Here is a 21,689-nt window from a genome sequence, read left to right on the forward strand (position 1 = left end):
CTAACCGGCAACGCTTAGGCGCTAGGCGGCGCTTGCTGGTAGATCAAGAAGTTGGCGGCCATCCGGAGTAATGATATAGCCGCGTCGAGAATTCTTGCCGAACGGAAGTTTGACGAATTCGTACCTAACCAAGTCTTGGATTTTACTTCTTGCTGTTCGTTCGCCTCTCCAAATCGCTCTGCGGATTTCCTTTTGCAACATTGGGTCTTTGCTTTTAGAAAGGAAGCGAAGGATAGCAAGGTGATCTGCGTCTACAGGCTTACTGTCATGTCTTGCAGGTTCTTTGTTTTCGAGAGCATTGGGTGGAGTTTCTAGTGCGGAAGGCTTTGGCAGGGCCGGTGACTGTTCATCCTGGGCCATCCGTTGCATTCGCCGACTTTCGATCTTAGAAATCAATTGAGGGATAGTTTTTATCCTTTTGCTGGTCTGTCGTAACCATGAGAGTTCATCTAACTTGAATAGGTTACGGAATAAGCTTCCGTCGAAGCCTAGAGATTCAGCGATTCTTGCGCACCGTTCCTCGTCATCGGATGTCTGCGGACGTGTATCTTCGTTAAAAAAATCAGGGTCACAAAGTTCCGGCACTATGTCATACGCTTCTTGCTGCGATGCTAGGAACGTTTTGAGAAATCGTAGATCTTGATCTTCAGGCTTTTCTTTCATAGTTAAGTTTCTCTCAGGATTGGGATTGTCGCTGTTAGGGAAGTTCTCGCTTAGGGGACCATAATCTCATTGTAACAATATTTTCGACTTGGCTTGGTACTATCCGATGAATCATGATATCTTGCATTTTGCGGTAGCGCTCTCCCTGCTTGCTGGTTCATCGAATCGGCCTATCATCAGGTGACGCTACCTGCTCCCGTTAATCATGCGATATGTCGGGACCGGGTCGCGGCCAGCATCAAGTCGCTGTGTCCATTTTGGAACGCTCCCACGAAACGCTTGAAATGCGAAATACTTCTCTTTGGTCGCTTCAGCCAGCTGCATAAAAGTGTATGCATAAAGCAGTGGCAGGCGATTTAGGCCACAGTCCTTGTGTGGCATCTTGCAATGGTTCGCGAAAATTTTGCCTATTTTTCTTGGAGTCGCAAGCGATCAAATTCTGATCGGACTTGAATATAAGGATCCGCGGGTCGCCGCCTCGTTGGCGTTAGCTGTAGGCATACGATTCTCTAATCGCGTCCACTTTTTCGGCCTCAGATTCGCTGATTCATTCCACATGATGCCCGTTCCTATGCTTTCTGAAGCATCTTTTTGACCTCGCTGATTGAGCGATTAGATCCGCCCAGATGAATCACGGCATGACAATTTGGGCACACCGGACGCAGGTCTTTCACTGGATCGACCCTGTACGACTCTTTCAGCTCATGAAGCGGCTTCAAGTGGTGTACGTGCATAAACCCTTCTGCCACGGGACCGTATGTTTTTCCAAAATCAAACTTGCAGATGACGCATTTTGGTTTGTAGTGGGCGATGCAATCGCGTCTCGCTTGCGGATTTCGCTCGTATGCGTTTACTTCTACACGCCGAAGGGCTCCTTCGATATAGCTTCCATCCCCGGCCACTACTTCGTCGGGAAACAAATCGATGCGGCCTCCAATTTCTGTTGGAAGTTGCGAAATCGCGACTTTGTTTTCCAAAGCTGAGGGTCGCTTAAAATCGCCATTTACGTTGAACATCTGGTCATAGGCATTCGATTTCGCCGCATCCGCCTTGTCTAGGGTCTCAGTGAAAATCAAATTCCCAAAGAATACTCGGTGCGGACGACCTTGATCGTCGTCGCGTATTCGCTCAACGCTGAACGAATACCAGTCGAGGTTGACCAATGTTCTTGCTTTGTTCGCATAACTAGCGACAACGCATTCCTGCCCTACTGGCAATCCGACTGCCTTCGACGCATACGGGCCTTCTGTTTTGAGATCGAAGAATGCCTTATTGCCGTAGATCTCTTGATGAGGCCGTCCGTCTGTATTGACGAAGTAGATAATGCGAATGGCGTCCTCAGATGCTCCAGCCACGCGATTCCCCTTTTTCAGCTACTCTAATTCCGACGCGAGCAGACAAAACACCTACTCCCGAACTCGATCCGCTATCGCCTGAAACTGCTCCAAAGCCATCTGGAGGTCATCGGCGATTTCCTGAGCCAGGATATCCGGTTCAGGAAGGTCGTCCGAATCTTCGATTGTTTTGTCGCGAAGCCAGAAGATATCGAGGTTGACCTTATCGCGTTTGATCAGTTCGTCGTAGTCGTAAGATCTCCAGCGTCCTTCTGGATTCTTTTCAGCGTCCCAGGTTGGCTTGCGTAGATGACGTTTGCCTGGTCGGTAGCATTTCACAAACTCGTCCAGATCCGAACGCTTGAGCGGATTCGTTTTGAGCGTGAAGTGCATGTTCGTGCGAAGATCGTAGACCCAGAGTTTCCGGGTCCAGGCTTTTTCCTGAGCCGGTTTCGCGTCGAAAAAGAGAACGTTCGCTTTCACGCCTTGGGCGTAGAAGATCCCGGTTGGAAGCCTCAGGAGCGTATGAACATCACACTGACGCAAAAGGTTGCGTCGAATCGTTTCACCGGCTCCACCCTCGAATAGCACGTTATCCGGTACAACGATCGCACAACGGCCATGGATCTTCAGCGATGATTTGACATGCTGGACGAAGTTCAATTGCTTATTCTTCGTTGCGGTCCAGAAATCCTGACGCTCGTAAACGTTGTCTTCTTTCTCCAAATCGCCCGCTTCATTGACGATTGAGATACTGCTCTTCTTGCCGAATGGCGGATTGGTGATGACGACGCTGTATCGATCGCTCGGAGCACTTGCCAGGGCATCGACGCCAGATCGGATCGGAGGCGGATCGGCATCCACGCCGTGCAGGTAGAGATTCATGATGCACAGCCGAGCTGTGTTGGGAACCAATTCCCAACCGCTCACGAATGCCTTGCGGAGATGCTTCTTCTGATCCTTGTCGAGGTCTTTCCCGTACTTCTTCGCCACATAATCATGGGCGGCCAGCAGAAAACCGCCTGTGCCGGATGCAGGGTCGCAAACGGTATCCTCGGGAACTAGCTCCATGCAATCGACGATCGCTTTGATCAGTTGCCGAGGGGTAAAGTACTGCCCAGCCCCCTTGGGAGACTCCTCAGCACTCCTGGCAAGCATTCCTTCATAGACATCCCCTTTCACATCGGCTTCCATGCTGGACCACGCGACAGGCTCAATGAGATCCACTATCAGCCGTTTCAGCGTAGCAGGGTTATGGATATCCGCCCTGGCCTTCTTGAAGATATCCCCCAGCATTCCCTTTTCGGAGCCCAAATGCTCCAAGGTGTGCCGATACTGCTCCTCAAGCTCGTCCCCCTCTTTCTTGAGCAACTGCTCCCAGTTGTACTTGGCGGGAACCATCGGCTTCCGGTTGTACGGACGCTTCGTCTGCTCGTGAGCCATTTTCAGAAAGAGCAGAAACGTGATCTGCTCTGTATAGGCCATGTAGGATAGGCCATCATCGCGGAGGACGTGGGCGAAGTTCCAAGCTTTGTTGACGACATTTTGCGATGCGAGAGACAAGTCTATGCCTTCTGCAAAATGCTATCGACGAAGGGCAATTTTCGATAATTCGACAAGTATACTCTTGCGGCAGAGCAAAATGCCTGCGTGTGACGAATGAAGGAAATCAGTTCAGCCGTCAGTCGTTTTAAATCCTTAGTTTGTTGTTGAGTTCTATCACCCTTCTTCGTCTCAAGGATCTCTGCAATCCGCTGCACTCGGTCCCTCGTTTCTATCGCGATTAGCTTACGTTCTCGAATCGTCTTGGGGTGATTCAGGTGATACAGTTTTATGGATGTATTTGCTCGTTTGAACTCGTCGGTCGATTCGTCAAGTTCTTTCTCCCAAGCTTGCCCTGTGTCAATGTAAGTAAGACAGTCCACATCGTCTACATCACACGGGTCGAGAAGTGTCGGAGATTCGTCAATTTCGCCACCCTTCTTATAGGCCCTCTTGCCCTCATCCAAGAGCGGAAAATGATCATGTTTCCCCCCCTCAGAGTCCGAGAACACGCGACGGCTATTGCAGAACGTGCACGCGAGCCGGTAATTGGACCATTCGAATGCAAGCCACCAATACCCTGGATGTTTGCCACCGCACTCGACAACAGAGTTTTTTGGCCGAAAATGATCCACTGGCATATCTGACCGACTCTGATCTGCCTCGCAATACCAGCATTTGTCATTGCTTATTTTCCGCAGATGCTTACCGACATCAGACCAAACTTGCGACTTCGCATTGATTGCCTTCGACCGTGCAGTCCTAATGACTTTCTCAGACTCCACAGGCGTTAGCTTTTTCGCGAGGCAATCTTGCTTGGCTTCGCTTACCTTCTCGTCAACATACTCAACTGCTTTGCTAACGACATCGAACCAATCGCTCGGCAAATTCAGTTCAATTTGAGTTGGATCGATGTATCTCATTGGCCGCTACTATCCTCGGCCTCGGCAAGTATTTCATCAACGAGTTCCTCTTGCTCTTTGATCTCATCCTTGGAGTACTTTGACTGCCTGAAAAGCTTCATCCCACTACGTCGCCGAGACAATCCTTTAAGAAACGCCATATAGTAAGGGTCGGAAAATGTATTAAGCAGACCCAGGCGATCTAACTCCGAATCAATCTTCTCCAAATCCCTTTGTTGTTTCGGTGTCAAGTTTTCTCTCTTGGTCGTAAGCTTTACCTTGTCATCAATCATCTTAAGTGTAGCGGCGTCGAGATCAGATCTTAGTCCGAACATCTCACTGGTTAGCAATCCAACGACTCCCATGCCACGAGGTGACTCATCTGGCTCAAACGAAGTGATTCGTCGTTGGCTTTCCTCTCTGCGAAGGACACGAACTTGTTCTTTATCCAAGCCGGAAATAAAGAGAGGATCGTGAGTGGCAACCATTACGTGGCTACGATCCTTTTCCGTTAGTATTTCTTCAAGCAGTCCCAGGTATCGAATGCTCCATGCGGGGTTGAGATGTGTGTCAGGCTCATCGAGCAGAAAGAGTGATTGCTGCTCTTTCGTGAATTCCAAAAGGCCAAGAACAGTGAGCAACTGTTGCTCGCCTTCGCTCAATTCACGAAAAACTAGGGAGCCATCGAGCCCACGTATCCGCACTCGTACCCGGACTTCGACGAGCAACTTTGACAGGTAAGTACTTTCTAAAACCTTGAAAAACTCCGCCTGCGTCCCGTACCCCTTCCTCAGCTTGCGAAGATCACTCTTATTGCGGATGAATAGATAGAGATGATCCACGTTCTTCTTTTGATTTTGGAACTCAACATCAACCTTTCGTGGCAAATACATCGGTGCCAATGCTGTCTCGAAAAGTGTAGCCAGGAAGTTTTTTACGACTCCACGTGCAAACCAGAACCGGCTGTCCCCCTTAGCTTTGGCCTCTCGCTTTGGTGATTTGCTGTACCATGGTGGTTGGCGCATGACAAACAATGCGGACTCGAATGCTTCGATTCCCAAAAGGTCTTCAAGGAACTTGCTACTTTCTCCCGATGGTTTGCTAAAGAAAGAGAGTAGCACGAAATTTGCATGAACTGGACGTGCGTAAAACAGACGTCGCAGCGGTTTTTCATCTCCATCAAGCAGAGATCGGTAAAAACGCTTTTGATGCTCCTCGAAGTGCTCCTCTAGCCTATTGCTTGGCCCTGAATAATATCCGAAGACATGGCCTGGCCTTTGTGCCACATATTCATCGGAGCAAAATCTCTTGAATGATACTTTGTTTCCGCTAATAACTGGATGAATGTCTTTCGTCGCTGCGGGCATAGTTGCATCGACTTTGTCCACAGCATCGATCTCAACGATACTATCGCTGCACTCGTATTCGATGCGATATGCAAAGGAGGGGGCCTGATTAAGATCAAGCTCTCTAAAAATAATGACAATCGCTTCGATCAGATTTGATTTACCTGCGCCATTCCAACCAAGTATCACCGTAACCCAAGATCTCTTCTCATCGGAGAATCTTATATGAAAGTCACAGAGGTTCTTGAATTTTCCGATGTAAACCGAGCGAATTCTCATTTTGTCCTCGGCTTGATGATGACTGACTTTGAATCTGGGCGTATCACCTCGACACTCCTCTTAGATACGAGTTGATCCAATTCTGAATAGAACTGATCTACGTCATTTAGTTCTTCACCATTTAAGCCAGCCTCAGCGAAAACCACTTCTGGAGTTGCTCCTTTGGGATGCTTCTCAATAACCCCACTAATGGGCAGTCGCTCTTTCATCTTCCGAGTTCCTTTTCTTCTTGGCTTTGAAATCGTAGCGTGTGTTCTTGCTTGCTCAGAACGAATACGCTCCAGCAGAATGTTAGCAGGTTCATCATTTGGATCTTGTGGGGCGAGCTTTCCTTCAAATGCCCGTTGAAGAATGCTCTGGCGGTTTCGGGATGCACGAACGAGGTTTGCCTCAATCATTTCCTCGGACTTCTTAAGAATAGATAGTTGCCGCTCTACTTCGTTTGCAATTTCGACTTGTTCTGATGCCGGGGCGAGCGGAATCGGGATTCTGGAGAACTTGGTTGCCCCGAGATGATTGATGCCAACACCGCCAGCGATCTTTGCGAATACTTTGTTGGAATAGCAGTGTTTTAAGATGACTAGCAGGTAGTCGCTTCGCACTCCCTCTGGTCTAAGGCGTATGACCGTATTTTGAAAACAACAAACGGGCAGTTCATTATTCCAGATAGCTGGCTTACCAACTTGATTTGAACTTCCCGACGCCTCGGATACAACGAGATCCCCTTTTTTCATCCGAAATCGATCTACCTCAGAAGGCGTAAATTCCATCTCCAGAATATTAGAAGTATCAATTCCTTCTTCGGTAATGTTGGCTGCTCGAATGTATTTCGTTGGGTAATCTTTCGAACGCTTCTGAGGCGACCTTTGCCGCCCAAGTTGAACCTCTCCCATCTGGTCTACGGAAGCCCAACACCAGGATTTGGGAAGTTCTGGTAATTCAGAAGGATCGGGCGTGAATGGTTCCTTGTACCTTTCCCGCCAATCCTTCGGCGGCTTCTTTCCCGCTGTTTCAAACTTGGCGAGTTGCTCTTCTTCCCACTTGCGGCGACGCTCGGCGAGGATGCGTTCGAGGAGTTGGGAGGCGGGTTCCACTTCGGGATGCTTGGATCGCCAGTCCGCGGTGAGAGAGCCATGCACAGCGGCCTTGAGAACGCTGGCTCGGTATCGCTTCAGTTTGGTCTTGGCCCGCTCAAGTGCCGCCACCCCGGCATCAAGTTCTGAGAAGAGTTCTTCGATCTTTTCGACGATACGTTTCTGTTCCTTCAATGGTGCGATAGGAATTCTTAGCTTCTCAAGCCACCTTTTGGGTACGCGAAGCTGGCCTGCACTTCCCGTCATATTTCGCTTTGCATCACGTCGCACCGAAGATTGCGAAAGGTAATATGCAATCCACTTTGGATCGACATGCATTAACGATCGCAATACGTGAAACTCAGTAGATCCATAGCCAACCTGGGAATCCAATTCAGGGACTACCGCAATCTTCCCGTTCTCCATGCAAGGCGTTATTTTCGCAAAGAGCACGTCGGCGGCTTGGAACTGAGTATAACCTTTTTTCACTTCTCGATATGGACGCTTGCCTGAGACATCAATACCTCCAAATTCAGCGGAGACGGCAGACATAGGTACGAAAACGAAATGGGATTCATCATCTGTAGAAATTACCAGCTTGGCAGGATTTAATTCCAGCACATCGATCAGAAGTACTGTCTCCCAAGATTCAGGAAGATTATATTTTTCACTCATGCGGCCAACCTCGCATTCAACTCTTCGAGGATGGCCGCAAGCTGATCACCAAACAGTTCATACGCCTTACCGAGACCGCCAATTTGATTGAATGGCACGTCGTCCAAATCGTCTTGCTCAATCGCCAGACTAGTAGCGATATGGTCTTTGATTGCATCGAGCCATTTGCGTTGATCGAGCGTGAACTTCGCTCCCTTGGCTTCCTGATTGGCGAGCCAGTCTTGGTACCGTTGCTGCACGGTTTCGCCGATGGTGGAAAGGAGCGAATCGGGATCGAGGGCGTGACGTACCAGGGCGATGACATCGACAAGTTGCTTTCCCCCGTGCCCTTTTACCTTCTCCGGTGCCACGGTCTCGAAGGCGTGCCAGAGGCGTTCTGAATTGAGCGAATAGGGAGGCCGCTGAATCGCCTGGGCGAGTTGTTTGACTTGGCTATAACGGAGTCTAGCCCGGTGCGGTTTTGAGTAAAGAATCTGAAGGGCTTCGATCTCGCTTTTGTTGTCTTCAATGAACTGGCAGAAGCTTGAGATCAACGACTGAGCCTTTTCGCGAGCTGCTTGATCAAACCCGGCCCGGATGAGGGAATCGGTCGTTCGTTCGTCGATAACCTGTTCCAGCGATCGCTTAGAGTTGAGGACTGAGCCCCGTAGCTTGGGGTTGTGAAAAGGCTTCAACGCGGTTCGCATCCGCTCTTGTTCCACTTCCTTGTACTGCTCTTCCGTAGGCTCCTGGTCGCCAGGAATGTTGAATTTCGTCACCGCTTCCGTCGTTACTTCGTCGGGATCGACGCTGCCAAGCAGATCACTACTCAGTTCGTCCAGCGACTTTCCGCCTGAGGCTTCTTCAATGGCTTCTGTCGGCTCTGGCTCCAATTGCTGGGCCAAGCGAGCAAGCCGAGCCGCCAACGCAGTAACCAGATCAGGGTCGGCAGCTCCAGTAGCGACCAGCCCCATCAGCTTTTCGGTGGAGACGGAAGGCTTGCGATCGAGCGGCTTGGTAGCGGTCTTCTCGCTTTCGCAAACGCCCACGGCATCCACGATCACGAAGTGTGTCTTGTGTTTAGCATCGGGCGTAACGCTGAGAAGCGTGTCGGAATCAATCACGCGACAGCCGCGGCCCTTCATCTGCTCGAAGTAGGAAAGGGAGCGAATGTTCCGCATGAACAGGAGGCATTCCAGCGGCTTCACATCGGTCCCGGTGGCAATCATATCGACCGTTACCGCGATTCGCGGGTTATACATGGTGCGGAACTCGGCCAGCAGATCATCGGGCTTCTTTCCGGTGCTCTTGGAGGTAATCTTCTGGCAAAAATCGTTGCCTTTGCCGAACTCTTCGCGAACGATCCGCACAATGTCTTCCGCGTGCTGATCGGTCTTCGCGAAGATGAGCGTCTTGGGAACTTCGCTACGGCCAGGAAAGATCTCGGGCAGTTTGTCGCGAAACGTCTTGATCACCAGACGAATCTGATCGTCGCAAACCACGTCACGATCGAGTTGATTCGCGGTGTAGGTCAGATCGTCGTCGAGTTCCTTGTACTGCTTTTTCTTCGTGCGTCGGTCTCGATGCGGCACGAAGATGCCTGGCTGCTTGATCAATTCTGCCCCGTCCTTGGTGACTTGCGTTTCAATCCGATAGACGTCGTACCCCACGTTGACCCCATCCGTGACCGCCTTTTCATGGGTGTACTCTTGGACCAGGTTCTTTTTGAAGAACCCGATTGTTTGAGCTGTGGGGGTCGCAGTCAGGCCGATAAGGAACGCGTCGAAGTAATCGAGCACCTGTCGCCAGATGTTGTAGATCGATCGGTGGCATTCATCGACTACGATGAAGTCGAACGTGCCGATCGGAATCTGGGCATTATAGACGACAGGAAGCGGCTCGCTAATGACGGAGGACGGGGTTTCAAAAAGGGAGGCTTCTTCGTTCTCTTCCTGGAACTCCTCTTCCCCCTTGAGCATGGAATAGAGCCGCTGAATCGTGGTGATGCAGACTTTGGAGGCGGGATCGATCGTATTCCGCTTCAGGTGCTGGATCGTAAACTCCTCGGTGAACTTGTAAGCGTTGTAAGGGCTGTCGAATTGCTGAAATTCGTTGAGGGTCTGCTTTCCCAAGTTGTTGCGATCGACCAGGAACAGAATTCGCTTCGCCTTGGCGAATTTGATCAGCCGGTAGCAGAAGTTGACCGCCGTAAAGGTTTTACCGCTTCCGGTCGCCATTTGAATAAGCGAACGAGGCCGATTCTCGGCAAGGGATCTTTCTAGGTTGAGAATCGATTCAACCTGGACCTTCCAGAGGCGATCGGAGTTAAGCTCTGGCATCTCGCGAAGGAGCCCGCGTGTCTGCTGCTCCAATTTCACCAGATGCAAAAGCTCTCCTGGCTGATGAAAGCTGAAGACTTCGCGGCTGCGAGCGTCTGGCTCCAGGTAATTGCTGAACTGCGTTTCTACGCCAGTGGATTCGTAGGCGAAAGGAAGCGGAAGCCGGTAATTGGGAAGATTGTTCGGCAGCCCTTGCAGATACTTGCCGGACTGGGTTTCCACGCCTGCGAGCGTATGCCCATCAGGTTTGGCCTCGACAACGCCGATCGCTTTGCCATCGACGTAGAGCATGTAATCGGCGAAGCCGGTGGAAAGTGGGAACTCGCGAATAGCAACGCCCAGACCTGCCGAGATGTTGACCTCGGAGTAATCTTGAACGATCCAGCCACTGGCTTGCAGCTTCTGGTCGATCCTGGTGCGGGCTAATGCTTCTGGAGTCACTGCGTTAATCCTCGTCGTCGATTGACGCACTTTCTTGGGTTTGCAACTCCTTCAGCGTTCTCCCGTCCTTGCTCTTCCACTCCGTTCTTCCGTTGGCCGATCGCCCCAGGATTACGCCGGCCGCCGTGGATGGCGAACTGAAAACGTGGTCCTGGGCGAAACGGTACCGATCTCCAGTATCGTTCAAGACCCCCTGTTCGAGCAAATCGCCCCTAAGGTTTGACATGTACTGGTGTATCGTGGCGGTTTCGGCCTTCACCGCCTCAGAGCCTTCCCGAACGACAAAGCCCTTAGTATCTTCGTAACCCATTGCCGTGACACCTTTGGCCTCGATAGATAGGGTTTCCAGGGAATTCGACCGTGTCTCGGTTTTCTCGAATACGCTAAGCCCAACCAAAGGAAAGATACTGAGCATGTCGAGCAGAAAACTATCGACATCGGCCACATCCGCCTCCGAAAGGGTCGGCGGGGAAGGCATGTTGAGGTTGTCGAGCTTCGATTGCTTCGCGGCCTTAGCGAGTTCCAGGAGGCGAACTTCCATCCGCTGAACGTGAGCCTTGTTGAGGCTGTTGTCCTTGGTGACGAAGAAAACGGCCCAGTCCCAGAAGTCCTTCCGGCTGTAGTGCGAGTTCAAGCGGGCACCGACGGGATCACCTTCGCCAATGTAAATGGTTGGCAGGGCTCCGTTGCTGGAATTGCCCACAAGGACGTAGACCCCGGTTCGCTCAAACTCCGGACGAGTCACGGCCTGCTTGTAGTTGGTACGGTTGAAGACGACGCCAATTCCGCTCCAATTGGATTTCTCGACGAGACGCAGCCCATCGGGATCACCATTTGGAACAAAGATACGGATAGAAAACGGTCGCTGGGGAACTTCGAGATTCATGCAGCCTCTTGCCGCCTTGCGTTACGTAGGGAGGGACCACGCAGGAGTAGACGCAAGATACACACAAGAAAGGGCTATGGCAATCAAACGCTTGAGGTTGGGTCGTGGTCGAGTTGAAGGCACTTTACGGGAATGAGTTGTGCTAGTCGTGCTCCCTGATTCCATACGCGAGTCTCTATAAAGTTTCAACTCTCCTCCAGGCGACTTGGCATGATTCGCGGATGCTTACAGTCAGGCGATGATCCGAAATCCTCAAGTAACCCAATATTCTGCCGACTCAAAGGAACTGTTCTTCCCAAAATCTGCCGATTGTCGCTCGTGTGGCTAGCTGTGCCGCGTTCCTAAATCGAAGTCGCCAAAGAATTCGTCATCGACTAGGAACAGCGTTAGGGCGACCGCGTGGCCCTTACGATTAAATCCCCAGGACCCTCGTCTGGGGAGGGTGAATCAACTACAATAGACCCCATCGAGCTACCGACTCTCGTTGGCCGGCTCGACCACAATTTGATCGCTTGCGATTCCAGATAAATCGGCAAAATTTCTCTCGAAGCGTTGCAAGCACACGCCACCCCCGCAGGGACTGTGGGGAGTGCTGCTTGTGCTATGTCGCTTCACGGGTTTTGCCGAACCTATCTGGGGACTGGTGTGGGTGGCCTCCCCGCCTGGCCCTTCCAGCAAGCGTTGTTTGGAAATCACAACCACTTGCTTGAAGGAGTCCCAGATGACGAACGAACCAACCCCAACACCAGAGAAACCTGATGAGAGTTCGCTCGGTTGGATTTTGGGCATTGGCGGCTCGACGCTGGCCATCGTGCTTATCGTCCTCTTCTCAATGGGAGAGTTCTCGTCTCCCACTCGCAGCAGTTCTTCGACAGCGTCCGATATTGATCCTGCCGAGCAGAAATTCCGTGACCTGGTTGAGTACAAGCTTGGCGACAATGTGCGTTTGATAATGGTCACCGACGACACCAAAGCCAAAGAGAAAAAGAACGTCCACGTCTCCTTCGATATCGGTGACAATCTAACGACGGGTATGATCCAGTTAGGAGCCCGGGCCGACATTAAAACTATTTTGAAAGCGGCAGCGGATTCTGGCTTGGCGATCAATGAACTGACCGTCGAAGGGGAGTTTCCCATGACAGATGCTTATGGCAGCTCGACGAAAAAGGTTGTTGTTGACGTGATGTACTTGGGGTCAACAATCGAGCGAATCGACTGGAACGGTTTCCTTACCGACAACGTTTACAAGGTCGCCGACAAGGCCACGGTCCATCCGAGCTTTCGCTAATCTCCCACGGATGCCTACCGAACAAATCCCATGTGTGGCCATACTAATGGTTTTCGTTTGATCGAAAGTATCTAGATCGGCTCTGATGAGTCGAGGTTTTACGACCGATCAGTAAACCCAGTATGGACGTTCGTGCGAAAAACGCGACACGTCAATTCATCAAGTTGGATCCCTTCTTTTCCAACGATTTATGGTTGATGGGTGCGGAGGCCTGAAGTCGTATTCCTCACAGATAGGTTCAAGCAGTTCCGCAATTTTCCTACAGGAATATCCCAATCGAAAATATTTCTTAATCATCGGAGCTACCACCTCGTAACGTGGCTTCGTGGGGTTGGAACGTTTCTTTCTTGGCCGGCCCCCCTTTCTACCAGTTCTTTTTTGCCCCCATTTGATTTCAATACTTCGCACTTTGTACGGACAAAGATCAGGGGCTTCCAAAGTTGCCAAGCGAACGCCTGGAGCGAATGTTTCAATAATCTGGAGCAGCTTTTCGTATTCCTCCACTGTTGGCAGTCTCGTGATCTCAGAGGGGGTGTAGAACTCGTTCCGGAGAAACCTTTGTGAATTTGCGGCTACTACGATTCCCTCGTGTTCAGCTACGAACATCGCCGCTTTGATAAGTTGGCTTCGTGCCTCGACAGTCAAATCCCACCCTGAGCCGACTTCTCGGAAAACTCTAGACTCCGAGATTGTTTGCTTCTCCATTGCCGTGTGGAACTGCATCTCTTGGCCTTCGTAAGTTCTTCTCTTATGCTGCGTTCGCCCCGACACTCTCGAATAAAAAGCTAGCGTGAAATCGGAGGCGTTCCTCGGAAGTTCGTCAAGCAAATCGGGGAGGTGGTGAAAGTAATTGCTCGCCAATCCTTGAGGTGATAATGGTGGCTTCAGGATGCCAGAGTATGGTTGCTTCTTTTTCACGGTTGTTCGGCTCAATCGATCAGAGGGTAAGCGTGGTCTTGACCGCGTTTCGCGCTACGACAATTCGTATGGGATAATTGAGAAAGCGACTGAGAACTCGATTTAGGCACGAGTCTCCTTGCCCGCCTCAACCATCGCAATAATCCCCGCCTGAATGGTGGGATGCAGCTTGGGCCAGGCTTCGATAACGCCGGCCAACTCGGGATCAGATGCTGGTGCTATTTGGGCGACCGCATCGCCTTTTGCACCTCGACTGAGAGTAGATGCCGTTATTTCCGCAGAAACGGCGTACTGTTCGACTCCCCTAGGGGGTGCCTAAAGCCGCACTTGTTGCGGCTTTTTTTCTGCGCTGATGGTTGCAATTCGTTTGTCTGCAGAAGAGTTCGGTAATTGCCAGGTTTGGGTATGTCCCTTACTTAAATACGGCCAGTTGTGGTAGGTGGTCGCTCAAGGCGAATGACTCTGGGTCGGTGGGGTTTGTGCGAAATGCTCCCTCGAACAATGGTCTCGACTCCACGATGTTCTTGGCAATCGGGCCAGCGGCCATCACGTAGTCGATACGCCGTTCTGGTGTGTCGGCTTTGATTGTTAGTCCATTGCCTTGGCCGGCCTTGGTGAACGTGTCGGTCCAACCCGCCTCGATCCAGAGCTTGTACTCCTTCGTATCGGGAGTGTGATTGAGGTCACCGATCAGAAGCATGGAGCGGCCTGCGTCGAGGTCTTTCTGCATGGACCGCAGCATGAGGGGAATCTCTCGTAGCCGGGTGTCTGGCTCTGGGCTGGGATGCAGATGAGCGGAGTGGACGACGAGCGACTCACCGCCTGGCAACTTCACGGTGGCCTGCCCCCAGTGTCGAGTGAAAAGGTCTTGGGGACGCTCGCCTTCAACAAGAGGCACGTTCCGCGGATCGACGATTTCGAATCGGCTTAGAAGCGTGCCAGGCCAGTTGCCCCCACTCGGGAAGCGGACGTAGTTCATGCCGAGCCCCTGAGCGATCTCCTTCGCCACTTCTTCGCTGGGCGACTCGGAGAAGTTAATGATGTCAGGCGCGTAGAGGGCAAGTTCGTTAGCAAAGCGGTCAGGCATTTGGCCCAGGGCCGTCGCCTTGTTCGCTAGGGCTCGGTCCTTGGGCCAACCGGTGCAGTTATAGACGTTGTAGGCGATCACTCGCAGTGGCTGGCTCTTTTCATCGGCGGCGAGCACGCTTTGTACGTGGCTCGCTGCGAGGGCAAAGCTACCGACCGCCGCGTGTTTCAGCAGGTCTCTTCGGGTTAGAGGGCCGCTCGTGGAAGTTGTGGTCATGGTGTCGTTTCCCTTGCCGTTTTATCCGGTGAGTTTCGACTAATTCTAACAACTCCACAAAGCGTCGTCTTCTCAATCCTACAAAGCCTTATCGAGGCACAGTCTCCACGATTTGAATCAATTGTTCTGCGCCTAGGGCTTTGTTGAAGATCGCCAACTCGTCGAATCGGCCATGCCAGAAACCAGGATTGCGGTCATTGGAACGCGTACAGTCATAGCTCAACTTCTCTGTACAGTCGAGGATGTGAAGAGTTGAAATGAAACGGCATAGCTCCATCGAGCAAGACGAGGTGGCACTCCGTTGCGATAGGCTAATGGCTCCCTCCTTAGAGAAGTTACGGCAAGTCCCCCATTTTTCATTTTTGGTGGTCGTCAGTCACCATCAGATCGGGAAAGTTCACCGATACGCTGGATGAAACCCAGGTCTTACCTTCTCACGATTCCAGTACATCCTTAATCACGAAGCCCATTCGCCTGACTTCGGAATCGGATAGCTCTGGATACATGGGCAAGAAGACGCAGCCGTGCATCAATCGCTGCATTTCGGCTGAGATGCCCGTCGGGGATTTCAACACACAAAGATTATGGCAGGTCGTCGCATCGAAGCCTGATTGACGTAGTAAGCGAACGATCGTTGCGGGATCTTCCGTGATCATCGGAAAGACCCACCACGTGGAGTTCTCGGCGGCGATGCCAGCAACTTTCGCCAGGGGGTCGACCTCGCTTGCGAGTAATCCGCCTAGCGAGGTTCGACGTTTGAGACGCTGTTCGCCATAACCATTCCAACGCCGTGCAATCATTGCCACCAATGAGCGCGATGGCTGCAAACGAATCTTGTTGAATAGATCTTTCCCTTGGAAGTTTCGCGTGAGGGATTGGATGGCCTGATCGGCGTCACGACCCATCAGGCGGTTCAGGCCCAGGAAGAGATCGAACAAGTGACGCTGGGTTAGAAGTTTCATGACACTGTACTTCATAAGTCGCAGTGCATAGGAGCATCTCGATTGGAGCCGATATCCATTTTGAATCTGGTGAACTGTTTCCAGAAGACCCGCATCACGTACGCGAATCAAGCCTCCGCCGAGGGCCGTGGCTGTCTTGATGGGACCGAAGCTGAGAAGGTTTACATCGGCCAGTTCGCTGCCCAGATAGCCGGAGCCCGCGAAGGCCTGGGCGCAGTCTTCCACCACAAGCAGTTGGTGCTTCCGGGCAATTTCGTGAAGAGGACGAAGATCGATCTGGGCACCAAACAAGGGAGCGACCAGGATCATCCTCGTCCGCGGAGTGATGCTCGACGCGAGTTGGTCGAGACATGGCTGCAGCGTCGCCAGATTCAGATCGATTCCGACGGGAACGAGTTGGTGCTGGCGAATGATCGTCAGCATATCGGGAATCGTTACGGCGGTGGTTACGATCTCACTTCCCTCGGGCAAATTCAGCGCCTGCAGAAGGAGGTCAAACCCGCTGCGAACGGAAAGAGATGGAATCGTATTCTGCTCGCGCCAGCGATCGCATGCCACAAGATCGCCCTGCGGCCAGGCACATAACGTCAAGCCGTAGACCAGATCGTACCAGCCAATGTCAAACAACTTGCGAGCACGCACGCCTTGTTGCCCCGTTTCGGCACGTTGTGGTCTCTAGCAGTTTCAATCCGTACGCCGGATCTCGTGACGGACTCACTTGGGAAATTGATGCTAACCTACCGCCGGCGTTTTTAGGGAGCAAGTTTTTTAGTCGCTTTGTTGAAATTATTGGGGCTTGCCAAGGAGACGCTTTACTTCGGCATTCCAGAGGAAACACTTAAATACGACCGCTCACTCTCGTCCAGCGTGGGGGCATGAATGGACGATGATTCGTGGACTATAATTCAGGCAGGAACTTTTGAGGCGGCTCACTTCGATGACCAAGGGAACTTTGACGATGCGAACGTTCGTTTATTTGTCGTTTGTGGCGGCATGTTGGGCAAGTGCTGTGGAAACAGGGGAAGCGCAGATGATTGTGGCGCATCGAGGGGCTTCGTTCGACGCACCGGAGAACACGCTGGCCGCATTTCAGGAGGCCTGGAAGCAGAAAGCTGATGCGATCGAAGGGGACTTCTACCTCACCAAGGACGGCCATATTGTGTGCATGCACGACAAGACCACCGAGCGAACCACAGCCGGAACGGCCAAGCTGAATCCAGCGGAGTCGACTCTGGAGCAGTTACGAGATCTCGACGTGGGTTCGTGGAAGCATGAAAAGTACGCCGGCGAACGCATTCCTCTTTTGGAAGAAGTATTGGCAACCGTCCCGCAAACGGGAAAGATTCTGGTCGAGATCAAATGCGGTCCTGAGATTATCGAGCCGCTGCGAGTGGTGCTGGAGAAGTCGACGTTGCGTCCAGAACAAATCGTAATCATTTGTTTTGACGAAGGGGTCGTGAAGCAGGCTCGCGAAAAAATGCCGCAGTTCAAAGCGAATTGGTTAACGAGTTACAAGCAGAATGAATCAACCGGGAAGTGGTCGCCGGATCTTGGCAAAGTCTTGGAGTCTCTTGGTAAGACGGGAGCGACTGGCCTGGGCACTCAAGGACGAGACGAAGTTGTGACTGCCGAGTTCGTTCGCGAGATTCGCAAGGCGGGCATCGAGTGCCATGTGTGGACGATTAACGAACCTTCCCAGGCAAAACGCTACGCCGAGCTCGGCTTCGATTCGATCACGACCGACAAACCGGCCGAGATTCGCAAAGCTCTTTTCGGTGGCACGCCGTGAGTCATTGAGGACTAAGACAAAGTCGACTCGCTTCGGTCAGGCAGGTCGTAGGGGCCTTCGTGAGTCGGCATGACCGCCGGCAGCTTTAATCGGAACGTGCACCCGTTGCCTTCTCCATCGGACTGAAGTTCGATTGTGCCGCCGTGGAAGTCGACGATTCTTTTGACAATAGCCAGGCCGATCCCGGTTCCTTCCGAATCAGGATCAAGTTTGTCAAACAGCTGAAAGATACGCTCCTGGTACTCAATGGCAACTCCAGGCCCATTGTCAATGACTTCGATGAGAACGAAGTCGTCTTCTTCGTGGGCTGTTATGGTGACCTTGGGGTGGGGTTTGCGATTGTGTTTAATTCCATTATCGATCAGGTTCTGCATCAGTTGCCGAATCTGAACCGCATCGCCATAGAGGTGCACGTCATCGATGTCGCTTCTTACTTCAGCATTCTGGCTTTCGATCTGTCCCGCGAGCAAAGTGATGGCTTCCGAGATCACTTCGTTAAGCGAGATCATCGTGCGAGATTTGACATTGCGTCCGATGCGCGACAGTTCCAAGAGGTCGTCCAGAAGTTGCTTCATGCCGTCGGCTGCCGAGCCGATGATGGAAAGGTCTTCTTCGATGGCTGACTTGTCCTGGCTTTCGATATCTTCCGTCAGAATGCCGAGGAAACCTTTGATGGTAATCAACGGTGATTTCAGGTCGTGGGAAACCGTGTAGGTGAATTGCTTCAACTCGGTATTGGTGGCTTCGAGACTGCGGATCAACGATTCACGAACTTTTTCCGACTCGATGCGTTCGGTGATATCCGCCAGCGCGAAGACGGCTCCGGCAAACTCGCCATTTTCGTCAAACAGTGGGGCGCCGTTGGCCGATACCATGACGTAGTCGTCTGGACCAAACTGAATTCGATAGCGTATGTCGTTGACAGGTTTCAGCGTGCTCTTGACCAGCGCGAATGGACGATTCTCGGCGGCGAGCGGCTTGCCTGCCATGTCGTAGATTTCCCAAGGGAACGCGGAGATATTCTGGCCCTGAACGTATTCGCGACCAACGCGCAGCGTCTTTTCCAACGCGGGATTGAGAAACTGAATGTTGCCGACGGTGTCGACCACCATGATTGCCGCAATACTGGTTTCCATCACCTGGTCCAGAAGGGCCTTTTCCCAAACGAGTTGCTGTTGAGCCAAAACTCGATCGGTCGTATTGGTGGCAACGCCCAGGATCTGTGTGGGGTGCCCGTTGGCATCTCTTTGAAATATTACCCGATGAAACTCGAACCACGCCCATTGACCATTGGCATGCCTCAAGCGGAAGGTGTCAACGTGGATTTCAGGCTCGCCTGATTCGTACCATCGGGTCGATGCAAGACGGACGCGAGAGACGTCGTCGGGGTGGACGATTTCGGTATAGAAACGCGCCCCCAGGTCTTCCAGGTATTCCTTGGTGTGTCCGAGTTCTTTCTCAATGTTTTGATTGATGAAGACGATTGATTGAGTCGCGAGATCAAAAATGTAGATCACGCCGGGAGACGCATTGATCACCTTTTCGGCAAATTCCTTGGCCTGCTTCGTCTGCTTCTCCGCCGCTTTTCTTAGCGTCGCATCGCGTGCGGCGGACATGACCACGGTTTCGCCTTCACGTTCAATCAAGGTCAATCGTATTTCCACCGGAAACGTGCTACCGTCTTTCCGGCGATGTATTCGCTCGATCAGAGGATGATATCGACCACCGTCACGAGCCAGTTGATTCCACAATCGGTGGCCATCTTCCAGGTTCCAGTCGGTATCGATTCGAGAAACGGACAGCCCTTTCAATTCGTCTCGCTCGTAGCCCAGGCTGCGGCACGCCTCCTGGTTGGCATCGATGATGATGCCATTGAGATCACGTAGGAAGATCGCGTCGGCGGCACCATCAAAAAGACGCCGGAAGCGATCTTCGCTCGACTCGATTCGCCGAACATGTTCCTCCTGCTGGACGCGTGCCGCATCGAGTTCGTCGGCCATGTTGTTAAACGACTCCGCCAGAATGGCGAATTCGCCGCGAGCCTTCGAGGAAAATCGAGCCGATTGATCACCCCGCGCGTATTGGCGAAACGTTTGAATGATTTGTTGTAGCGGCCGAATGGTTCGTTCGCTGAAGAAAAGGGCCAAGATCACGGCGGCCGTAATTCCACATGCCACCGCGGTGACTTTCGACCACGCCATCCGATTGTAGACCCCTTGCACTTCAATTTCGGGGATCGCAACGATAAGGTCCCAGGAAGTATCAGGTACCCGCGTTGCGGAAACCAGAAAGCGGGTGCCTGTGTCGTCGGTGAGGGTTGTATTGGTGGCGTAGATGTTTTCTTTGCGTACGAATTCCGCCTTGCTGGATGCCGCGATCATGCGATCCGAGTCGTCTATGAGTGCAAGGAAGCCGCCGCGATTGACTTCCATGCTGCGTACAAACGCGATCAATTGACTATCGAGAATGGTTAGCCCGATCGCTCCTTTAAGCGTTCCGTCTTCGGTATGGACCGGAGCGACGAGTAGAAGAATGTCTTGCCCGGAACCGCGGCTTTGCAGGATGCGCGTGGTGACCTTGTTCCCTTTGAGGACTTCTCCAAAGTACTCGCGATCAAAGACATTAAACGTGACACCATCGGTGCCGTGAACCGTTCCGTCCAACTCGTCGTAGTAAAGCCCTTCAATACGCTGGCGCGCGGCAAGTTCCTGAATCCTTAGAAAAGCAATGATTTCGGAAACCGTTCCATCTTTCACCAGCGGAGTCGCTGCCAGGGTTTCCAACAGCGAAAAGTGTTTATCCAGAAAGAAGCGGACTTCGTTTCGCTTGGCGTCCAGCTTGGCTTCCAGGGTTTGATCGATCTGTTCGCGCAGCAACCGCTGCGTGATCTGATAATCGAGGATGGTCGAAAGCCCCACCGCGATCAGCGCCGGGATTGCGCCGAGCAGGAAGTATTTACGAAGTAGATTCACGGTGGATTGGCTTCAGTTCCGAGACAGCAAGCGAAGAGGCGACGTGTCTTCGATTATCGAAAAACCAGGGCGCAGCGTCAAAACCGAAACCGACATCTGGGCTTTAAATTATCGAACCCCCGGCGGCTTAACCGATAAGAAGCAATAGACAGCAGATAATCAGAGTAATCTGGCTAAGAAATACGGCGGCGAGGAACCACCGTAGGTAAGCGTGCAAGCGAGTGGTGGAATGCAGGCTGAGGATCACACGGCGTCGCTGCTCGAAGCTGGGATACAGCCAAGTACTTTGATTAGGTTCCATTCCCGATAGAAGCGTGAGTTGTGACAAGGCCCGGATCAGCACCCGGGCACTGCGCCGTCGGCTGTGATCGCTTTTACTGAGTAGATTTACCGCGAACGCGTCTGCCTGGAATTCCAAGAGAGGGGCGACAAAATGAAGCATCAACGTCATGTAGGCGATCGTTCCCACTATGACGATGCTTTGCGTCAGCATCTGCCACTGGCTTAGCTGCTCGCCCAAATGTACGAGCGTCATCCCCAGGATCCCGCCGGCAAACACAATGCTCAGTCGGATGGGAACATGCCACAGACGAAGATGCCCGATCTCGTGCGCGACGATGGCCGCCGCATACCGAGGCGATAAACGGCTGAGCAACGCATCACTTACCAACACGAATGAAAAGCCGGGAACACACCCCATGACGGCTGCGTTGCAAACGCGACCGCCCGTTGCCCAGACACGCAGCTTTTCAGCCAATTGATCGTCGATACATGGAAGCGCGCGCTGGAGTTTACGCTTCTGCAGACGCGAAAGCTTGCTAAGCGAAAACAGCGCCTCGGCTAACAGCGGGTACGCAACGACCGCCGCAACTGGGATCAGCAGCGAGAACCACAGAAACGATCCCCAGTTCCACGGGGCGTTTGCAATCGGAGATGAAGTGAAAAAATCAGCCAACAACTTAGTTCTTCAAATGGAGGAGAGACATACTGCAAGGTCT

General features: G+C 52.2%; 15 protein-coding genes. 2 read left to right on the forward strand and 13 right to left on the reverse strand.

All coding sequences use genetic code 11. The features are described from left to right. Positions 1-21 precede the first annotated feature (21 nt). From Pan97_RS05155 to Pan97_RS05190, 8 genes are all read right to left on the reverse strand, one after another. Positions 22-663 (reverse strand): hypothetical protein, encoded by a 642-nt coding sequence (locus Pan97_RS05155; protein WP_144971064.1) that lies wholly within the window; start codon positions 661-663, stop codon positions 22-24. A 569-nt stretch (positions 664-1,232) separates the two neighbouring features. Then, positions 1,233-2,018: an HNH endonuclease gene (locus Pan97_RS26475; RefSeq protein WP_196782287.1), complete on the reverse strand. Its 786-nt coding sequence runs from the start codon at positions 2,016-2,018 to the stop codon at positions 1,233-1,235. A gap of 51 nt (positions 2,019-2,069) precedes the next feature. Next, complete coding sequence (locus Pan97_RS05165; RefSeq protein WP_144971065.1) at positions 2,070-3,560, reverse strand: class I SAM-dependent DNA methyltransferase; 1,491 nt, start codon at positions 3,558-3,560, stop codon at positions 2,070-2,072. A gap of 2 nt (positions 3,561-3,562) precedes the next feature. Next, on the reverse strand, positions 3,563-4,462 hold the full coding sequence (locus tag Pan97_RS05170; RefSeq protein WP_144971066.1) for an HNH endonuclease family protein: 900 nt from the start codon (positions 4,460-4,462) through the stop codon (positions 3,563-3,565). Further along, positions 4,459-6,066 carry an AAA family ATPase gene (locus tag Pan97_RS05175; RefSeq protein ID WP_144971067.1) on the reverse strand — a complete coding sequence of 536 codons (1,608 nt, stop codon included), beginning with the start codon at positions 6,064-6,066 and terminating at the stop codon, positions 4,459-4,461. The genes Pan97_RS05170 and Pan97_RS05175 overlap by 4 nt, the downstream gene beginning before the upstream one ends. Beyond that, positions 6,063-7,814, reverse strand: a complete 1,752-nt coding sequence (locus Pan97_RS05180) for a restriction endonuclease subunit S (protein WP_144971068.1) — start codon at positions 7,812-7,814, stop codon at positions 6,063-6,065. Before Pan97_RS05180 ends, Pan97_RS05175 begins: the two co-directional genes overlap by 4 nt. Continuing rightward, entirely contained in the window at positions 7,811-10,573 is a 2,763-nt protein-coding gene (locus tag Pan97_RS05185; RefSeq protein ID WP_144971069.1) for a type I restriction endonuclease subunit R, read from the reverse strand. The genes Pan97_RS05180 and Pan97_RS05185 overlap by 4 nt, the downstream gene beginning before the upstream one ends. Positions 10,574-10,577: 4 nt before the next feature. Further along, entirely contained in the window at positions 10,578-11,459 is an 882-nt protein-coding gene (locus Pan97_RS05190; RefSeq protein WP_144971070.1) for a GIY-YIG nuclease family protein, read from the reverse strand. A gap of 721 nt (positions 11,460-12,180) precedes the next feature. On the opposite strand from Pan97_RS05190, the gene Pan97_RS05195 reads away from it, so the two are divergent. After that, positions 12,181-12,747, forward strand: coding sequence for a hypothetical protein (locus tag Pan97_RS05195; RefSeq protein WP_144971071.1), 567 nt, complete (start codon positions 12,181-12,183; stop codon positions 12,745-12,747). Positions 12,748-12,906: 159 nt separating this feature from the next. On the opposite strand, the gene Pan97_RS05200 is transcribed toward Pan97_RS05195, so the two are convergent. From Pan97_RS05200 to Pan97_RS05210, 3 genes are all read right to left on the reverse strand, one after another. Next, on the reverse strand, positions 12,907-13,665 hold the full coding sequence (locus tag Pan97_RS05200; protein ID WP_144971072.1) for a serine integrase family protein: 759 nt from the start codon (positions 13,663-13,665) through the stop codon (positions 12,907-12,909). A 412-nt stretch (positions 13,666-14,077) separates the two neighbouring features. Further along, a complete protein-coding gene (locus Pan97_RS05205) occupies positions 14,078-14,968 on the reverse strand; it encodes an endonuclease/exonuclease/phosphatase family protein (protein ID WP_144971073.1) in 891 nt (296 codons plus the stop codon). Positions 14,969-15,402: 434 nt separating this feature from the next. Beyond that, entirely contained in the window at positions 15,403-16,572 is a 1,170-nt protein-coding gene (locus tag Pan97_RS05210) for a DegT/DnrJ/EryC1/StrS family aminotransferase (RefSeq protein WP_144971074.1), read from the reverse strand. 316 nt (positions 16,573-16,888) lie between these two features. On the opposite strand from Pan97_RS05210, the gene Pan97_RS05215 reads away from it, so the two are divergent. Then, on the forward strand, positions 16,889-17,719 hold the full coding sequence (locus Pan97_RS05215; RefSeq protein ID WP_165698621.1) for a glycerophosphodiester phosphodiesterase: 831 nt from the start codon (positions 16,889-16,891) through the stop codon (positions 17,717-17,719). 11 nt (positions 17,720-17,730) lie between these two features. On the opposite strand, the gene Pan97_RS05220 is transcribed toward Pan97_RS05215, so the two are convergent. Together Pan97_RS05220 and Pan97_RS05225 are read right to left on the reverse strand one after the other, a co-directional pair. Continuing rightward, the gene (locus Pan97_RS05220) at positions 17,731-20,691 is read right to left on the reverse strand and encodes a PAS domain S-box protein (protein WP_144971076.1); all 2,961 of its coding nucleotides are present in this window, start codon (positions 20,689-20,691) and stop codon (positions 17,731-17,733) included. 127 nt (positions 20,692-20,818) lie between these two features. Then, a complete protein-coding gene (locus Pan97_RS05225; protein ID WP_144971077.1) occupies positions 20,819-21,646 on the reverse strand; it encodes a M48 family metalloprotease in 828 nt (275 codons plus the stop codon). Between the last annotated feature and the right edge of the window lie 43 nt (positions 21,647-21,689).

It is taken from the genome of Bremerella volcania (assembly GCF_007748115.1).
GTDB classification, from domain to species: domain Bacteria; phylum Planctomycetota; class Planctomycetia; order Pirellulales; family Pirellulaceae; genus Bremerella; species Bremerella volcania.

Excerpts from the sequence above, each read along its gene's own strand:
- Pan97_RS05215 (WP_165698621.1), top strand. The coding sequence starts at position 16,889 with ATGCGAACGTTCGTTTATTTGTCGTTTGTGGCGGCATGTTGGGCAAGT.
- Pan97_RS05195 (WP_144971071.1), top strand. The coding sequence starts at position 12,181 with ATGACGAACGAACCAACCCCAACACCAGAGAAACCTGATGAGAGTTCG.
- Pan97_RS05155 (WP_144971064.1), bottom strand. The coding sequence starts at position 663 with ATGAAAGAAAAGCCTGAAGATCAAGATCTACGATTTCTCAAAACGTTC.
- Pan97_RS05205 (WP_144971073.1), bottom strand. The coding sequence starts at position 14,968 with ATGACCACAACTTCCACGAGCGGCCCTCTAACCCGAAGAGACCTGCTG.
- Pan97_RS05170 (WP_144971066.1), bottom strand. The coding sequence starts at position 4,462 with ATGAGATACATCGATCCAACTCAAATTGAACTGAATTTGCCGAGCGAT.
- Pan97_RS05190 (WP_144971070.1), bottom strand. The coding sequence starts at position 11,459 with ATGAATCTCGAAGTTCCCCAGCGACCGTTTTCTATCCGTATCTTTGTT.
- Pan97_RS05175 (WP_144971067.1), bottom strand. The coding sequence starts at position 6,066 with ATGAGAATTCGCTCGGTTTACATCGGAAAATTCAAGAACCTCTGTGAC.
- Pan97_RS05180 (WP_144971068.1), bottom strand. The coding sequence starts at position 7,814 with ATGAGTGAAAAATATAATCTTCCTGAATCTTGGGAGACAGTACTTCTG.